Genomic DNA, 5,087 nt, shown 5'->3' on the forward strand with positions numbered 1-5,087 from the left:
GGAATGCGGAGGCGGCAGGGCTGATCCGATTGATTGCCTTCTGGGGCATAGCAAACGCGAATGAGATCTTCCACAAAGCGAAGCTGATTAAAACTAAGTTGATCCGCTTGTCGAATAATGTCCGTAATGATTTCCTCCAGGTCTCGGGCTGTTCTGGAAAGAGGTACGCTGACAAACAGAATATTCTCCAGATCCCTAACTTCGGGGGGAGCTAAGTTGGAGAAAGGTACTCTATCCCGCTCCCGCAGCAAGATGCGATAAAGGGCTTCACTCCAAGGGGAAACATCCACAGCAGCACTGAAAACAAATCCCCGCAGGGGTATAGACTGGCCGGACTGACGCCCTTGGCCCAGGAGATTGGACTGAACCGATACCAATTTCCCCGGCGGTTGAATAATCGATCCGGAAAAGGGAATGGTGAACCGCAAGTTGCCCTCTAAAGCAGCAGTTGACAGGGCAGGGAACAAAATGTCCCCTCTTGAGCTTAGGTTGAACAACTCAACCTTGTTGCCTCTTGAAAAAAGCGGCCCTCCTGGGCAAAGGGCGGCTGTTGAGCCTGGCGGGCAAAGCTGAGCAAAGGGATCCACCACCAACCCCAAAATGGCAGAGGCAAAGCCAGAGCCGGGATCCCTTGGCGGCGACCCCACAGTCGAGGGGCTGCTGGAGGTGCCACCGCAACCTTTCAGGAAAACCGTTAGGGAACCTGTAAGCACTGCCGCCAGGACAAGCGCAGCCGGTTGCCAAAATCTTCTGGGTATACCGAGTCGTCGAAACATTTGCTTATCGCCTCGCTCTCGATTGGGGATGTTGTCAGCCTGCGGAATGACTCTAGCGGGATCCCACCGTGAGAACAGCGTCGCTGAATGGCGCCACAAAACGGCTGCCTTCTCTCTCAACTCTCAGCTCGCCACTGAGAAGATAAGAACCAGCAGATAGCGGAACATTGCTTTGCACCCTCATTTGCAGGCGGTGCTCCCCAATAGCAGCAGGGAATAAGTTGGCAAAGGGAGCTTCCAGCCCTTCAGAAAACCGTGCCAGCACAAAAGTCCCCTCAGTAGCTGCAGCCAGACGCTGTAACTCCAGAAGATTCAAATCGACCCCCAACCCAACCACATACACGGTGAGTTTTTGTCCTCGCTCTCTGGCCAAAGTTGTCAGCTCCTGAGTAGCTTGGTTGATGGAGCGGGTGCTTTCGTTGTCAATCCCATCGGTGAATACCACCAAGCGGCGGTTGAAACGCTCGGTGGGCCGAAAGTCGCTCAAGAAACGCCCGGCTTCTACCGTGGCATCGTAAAGGGCGGTGTTCCCTCCGGGAACAGCACGCAAAACCCCTCGTCTCAGCAGCTCTCTGTCGCTGGTGAAGTCTTGCAACAGCTGAGCCGTGCGCAGAGGCTGCCCCAGGGCTGTAACGCCAAAGCCTGCTCCCCGGTTGTCAAAGCGCAGAATGGCGCCCAGATCCAGGAGTGCAGGGCGAAATTGATCCAGGAGCCGAAAAACAGCCAGGAAGCGCCGAGATTGGGGATCCAAAACCAGCAAGCTGCCTGAGCCATCCATCAGCACAGCCATGAGCAAAGGCCGCTGAGGCAGATCCGGCGGGGGGTTCTCGATCCGGGTGGGTGTCAGGGTCAAGGCTACCGGCTGCGGGATCCCTAGCAAATCGGTTACCCGGTTTACCTGCAGGCTGACCTGACTGGCAGAGAGCTGGGTTATTGGTTGGGGCGGATCCCCGCCTTGCAAGAGGGCGATGTTGAACTCCATTTCCCCTTGTGTGCCAGAAAAGGAGCGGGTCAGAGCGCCATTGAATGTCAGGCGAGCTTGGGATCCCACAGCAGACGGCTCAATGCCTTTACCGCCGGAAGAGCCACAGCCGACAAGGCAGCTTCCCACGAGCACCAGGAGAAGCAGCCAACCAGCTTTTTGGCTTTTTACTTGACCGGGCTGTATTTTTACAGTCATTGCAGCTGCCAGTGCAAGCATAGTGGGGTGGCATGAAAGTAGGGAGTTACAATACCACCCAGTAATTCCGAAAGCTACTGTAGCGCTTGGTGTAGGCGTAGAGATTTTTACTGCAGTTAGAGGATCTCGAGTTCATCTTTTTTCACAATGCGAGCACAGCGGGTCTCAGCTTTGAGCCTAGTAGGGCGGCTAAAGCCTGTCTGCTCCGAGAATTGCTTCGAGATAAAGACCCCTTTGTTTTGCCACTTGTGGCAAGCGTTCTCGCTGACCAATTGTCAAATAAGCCGGCGCTCTCCTCCGTGGCCTATAGTTCATAGCAGCTCATCAGTGCAGGTGTAAGCTCTAAAAGGATCCCCTGGGTGAGGAGGAGAACTGAACATGGCGGCAAAGCAACTCAAGTTCTATTGGAGCCCCCAACACCAGCTCTTTAGCTGCGATGGCGCCAAGTTGGAGGGGCACGGCTACATCCAAACCAACCCCTCCCATGACCTGGTTCACCTGCTCATTGCCGCCAACGGCAACATGCCCTGGCAGCCGGTGGAAAGCCGCGAGCAAACCTGCTTTGCCGAGTACAACGCGGTAATGCTGGAGCACCTGTTGGTCAACTGCTTCAACGCAGCGGTGCTGGGATCCCTGCCTGCCCAGCAGATCATCCCAGAGGCGCGGAAGTTCTTGCGGTGGTTTGTTTCAGAACACTACGCCCCTTTTCCGGTGTCTGAAGAAGAGGCTTTTCGTCGCTTTGCTGCGCACCTGGATATTGAGCGCATTGTGCGTTTGTTCCCCTATTTTTACAGTCTGCGGGCTTGGGAATGCTTCAGCCTCGATTACCGCGCCGAGACCTACGACCTGGAGTTCACCTCCGAGGATGATCCCGTTCGAGAGGCCCCGGAATGGGCGGCGGATCCCAACATTTTGGAGACTCAGGAGCTGGTGCGGCAAAAGCTCTCTGAGGCAGTAGCCGAGGCGGGCTCGATCCGGCCCAAACCGGAGCCCGTTTTCCCGCCAACTTCGTCAGCTTCTCCTCTGTCCGATCCCCCAGCCAAGACCAGGCAGAAAAAAACCGGACTCGGCTTCAAGCCTGCCCGTTGATGGATCCCCTCACCCCTTTCCCACAGGGAGAGGGGAAGACTAATCTGCGCCTTTCACTAGCCGACGAAAGGCCTTTTTGCCCACCTGCAAAATCCGCCCGGCCAGCTCCGAGGCATGGGCAAACTCCAGGTCGGGATCCTCCACCTTTTGCCCATCCAGCCGCACGGCGCCCCCTTGAATCTGCCGACGGGCCTCGGCGGCACTCTTGCACAGGCCACACTCACGCAGGATGTAGCTGAGTTTAACAGGGTAAGACAACCCATCGATGGCAAAGGTGGGGATGGATCCCGTTTCGGCAAGAATACCGTCTAGCACCAGGGCTTGGGCGGTGCGCTGGGCCTCTTCTGCCGCTGCAGGGGAGTGAAACTGGGCCACTAGGGTCTTGGCTAGGAGGATCTGCCGCTGGCGGGGATCCTGCGGCAGCTCGGCAAGGGGCACTGAGGTGAGCAACTCAAAGTAGCGCTCCACCAGGTGATCCGGCACCTTCTCCAGCTTGGAGTACATGGTGAGGGGATCCTCAGTCAGCCCCACGTAGTTGTTTTTGGACTTGGACATTTTCTGGTACCCGTCCAACCCCTCCAAAAGCGGCACCGTCACGCAGAACTGCGGCGCTTGGCCCTTCCAAATTTGCAGATCTCGCCCGGTGAGCAGGTTAAAGCGCTGGTCGGTTCCCCCCAGTTCTACGTCGGCTGCCAGAGCCACCGAGTCGTAGCCCTGCAGGAGGGGATAGAGAAATTCGTGCAGATAAATTGGCGTTCCAGCTCGGTAGCGCTGGGCAAAGTCTTCTTTGGCCAGCATCTGCCCCACCGTCATCTGGGCCTGGAGTTCGATCAGCTCACTGAGAGTCAGGCGGGCCAGCCACTCGCTGTTGCGGCGCACCTCCAGCCGACTGGGGGTCTCAAAATCCAAAATCTTGCCGGCTTGCTCCAGATAGGTGCGGGCGTTTTCCTCCACTTCTGCCGGGGTGAGGCGGGGACGGGCCTCCGATTGGCCAGTGGGATCCCCGACCAGCGCCGTGAAGTCCCCAATGAGCAAAATGGCCACATGGCCCGCATCCTGAAACTGGCGCAACTTGCGCAACACCACTGAATGGCCCAGGTGTAGATCCGGTCGGGTGGGATCGATGCCCAGCTTCACCCGCAAGGGACGATTTGTTGTGGCCAGGCGCTCCGCCAGGGCAGCAGGCCCTCCCGGAAAGATCTCGGCCACCCCCCGCTCAACAATTTGGGCTATCAACGGATCCCGGTACGCTGGCGAAACTGAGGCTGACGATATACTCAAAGCCTGATCCTCCGGCTGAACCCATGAGCAATTTTAAGCCCACGCAAAAGATGCTCGATTCTCAACTCAAGATCTTCTCCCCCTAGCCCGGTTGGAGTTGTCGATGGGCAGGGTTGGCCATCCTGCTGCCCCAATAGACGCCGCCCTATAATGGGTCTGGCTTGTTGTTGCTTTGCAACACGGACGTGACAGGGTTTTTGACGTGACCTACGGTCGCAGACCATTGGCCCGCCGGGCGAGAAAGCCGGGGTTGGAGCGTGTCTCCAATTCCCTTTTTTCCGGATCGGGGTTTGACGAGCATGCCGACTATACCCCACCCACCCGCCCCTCCCGGATCGCCCAGGTTGCCGGTGTGGTGGGCAATCTGTTGCTGGGATCCCTGCTCTTGGGATCCACGGCAACGGCTGCCGGATTGGTGGGGCTGGCCATTAGCTTCCGCAACTTGCCGGACGTGCATCAATTGCGGGATTACGTGCCCATTGCCACCACCCACATTGTCGATATTCGGGGCGAGCCCATTGCCAGCCTACACGGGGAGGCCAACCGGGAAGTGATCTCCCTTGAACAGGTCTCGCCGGAGATGAAAAAGGCCTTGCTGGCCATTGAAGACAGCCACTTTTACACCCATCCAGGCATTAATCCGGTCAGCTTGGGCCGGGCGATCCTAGGCAGTGTGGAGGGGGGTATAGGCTCGGCGGGGGGGGGATCCACCCTGACAATGCAGTTGGTCAAGAACCTGTTTTTGAGGCCGGAGCGTACCC

6 protein-coding genes are annotated in these 5,087 nt (G+C 57.6%); 2 read left to right on the forward strand and 4 right to left on the reverse strand.

The annotated features are described in order from the left end of the window. From NW820_RS09885 to NW820_RS09895, 3 genes are all read right to left on the reverse strand, one after another. Nucleotides 1-467 (reverse strand): hypothetical protein (locus NW820_RS09885; protein ID WP_414407393.1); only part of this gene is annotated, 467 nt, incomplete at its 3' end. Nucleotides 468-484: 17 nt separating this feature from the next. Beyond that, a complete protein-coding gene (locus NW820_RS09890; protein WP_414407394.1) occupies nucleotides 485-673 on the reverse strand; it encodes a hypothetical protein in 189 nt (62 codons plus the stop codon). A 155-nt stretch (nucleotides 674-828) separates the two neighbouring features. After that, nucleotides 829-1,887, reverse strand: coding sequence for a vWA domain-containing protein (locus NW820_RS09895; RefSeq protein WP_414407395.1), 1,059 nt, complete (start codon nucleotides 1,885-1,887; stop codon nucleotides 829-831). 447 nt (nucleotides 1,888-2,334) lie between these two features. On the opposite strand from NW820_RS09895, the gene NW820_RS09900 reads away from it, so the two are divergent. Then, nucleotides 2,335-3,045: a hypothetical protein gene (locus tag NW820_RS09900; protein ID WP_414330718.1), complete on the forward strand. Its 711-nt coding sequence runs from the start codon at nucleotides 2,335-2,337 to the stop codon at nucleotides 3,043-3,045. Nucleotides 3,046-3,084: 39 nt separating this feature from the next. On the opposite strand, the gene tyrS is transcribed toward NW820_RS09900, so the two are convergent. Then, nucleotides 3,085-4,281 (reverse strand): tyrosine--tRNA ligase, encoded by a 1,197-nt coding sequence (gene tyrS / locus NW820_RS09905; protein ID WP_414407397.1) that lies wholly within the window; start codon nucleotides 4,279-4,281, stop codon nucleotides 3,085-3,087. A gap of 247 nt (nucleotides 4,282-4,528) precedes the next feature. Between tyrS and NW820_RS09910 the strand changes: the two genes are divergently transcribed. Continuing rightward, on the forward strand, nucleotides 4,529-5,087 hold a 559-nt coding region (locus tag NW820_RS09910), incomplete at its 3' end, for a transglycosylase domain-containing protein (protein WP_414407396.1).

The sequence above is a fragment of the Synechococcus sp. R55.7 genome (assembly GCF_047461955.1).
In the GTDB taxonomy this organism is placed as follows: domain Bacteria; phylum Cyanobacteriota; class Cyanobacteriia; order Thermostichales; family Thermostichaceae; genus Thermostichus.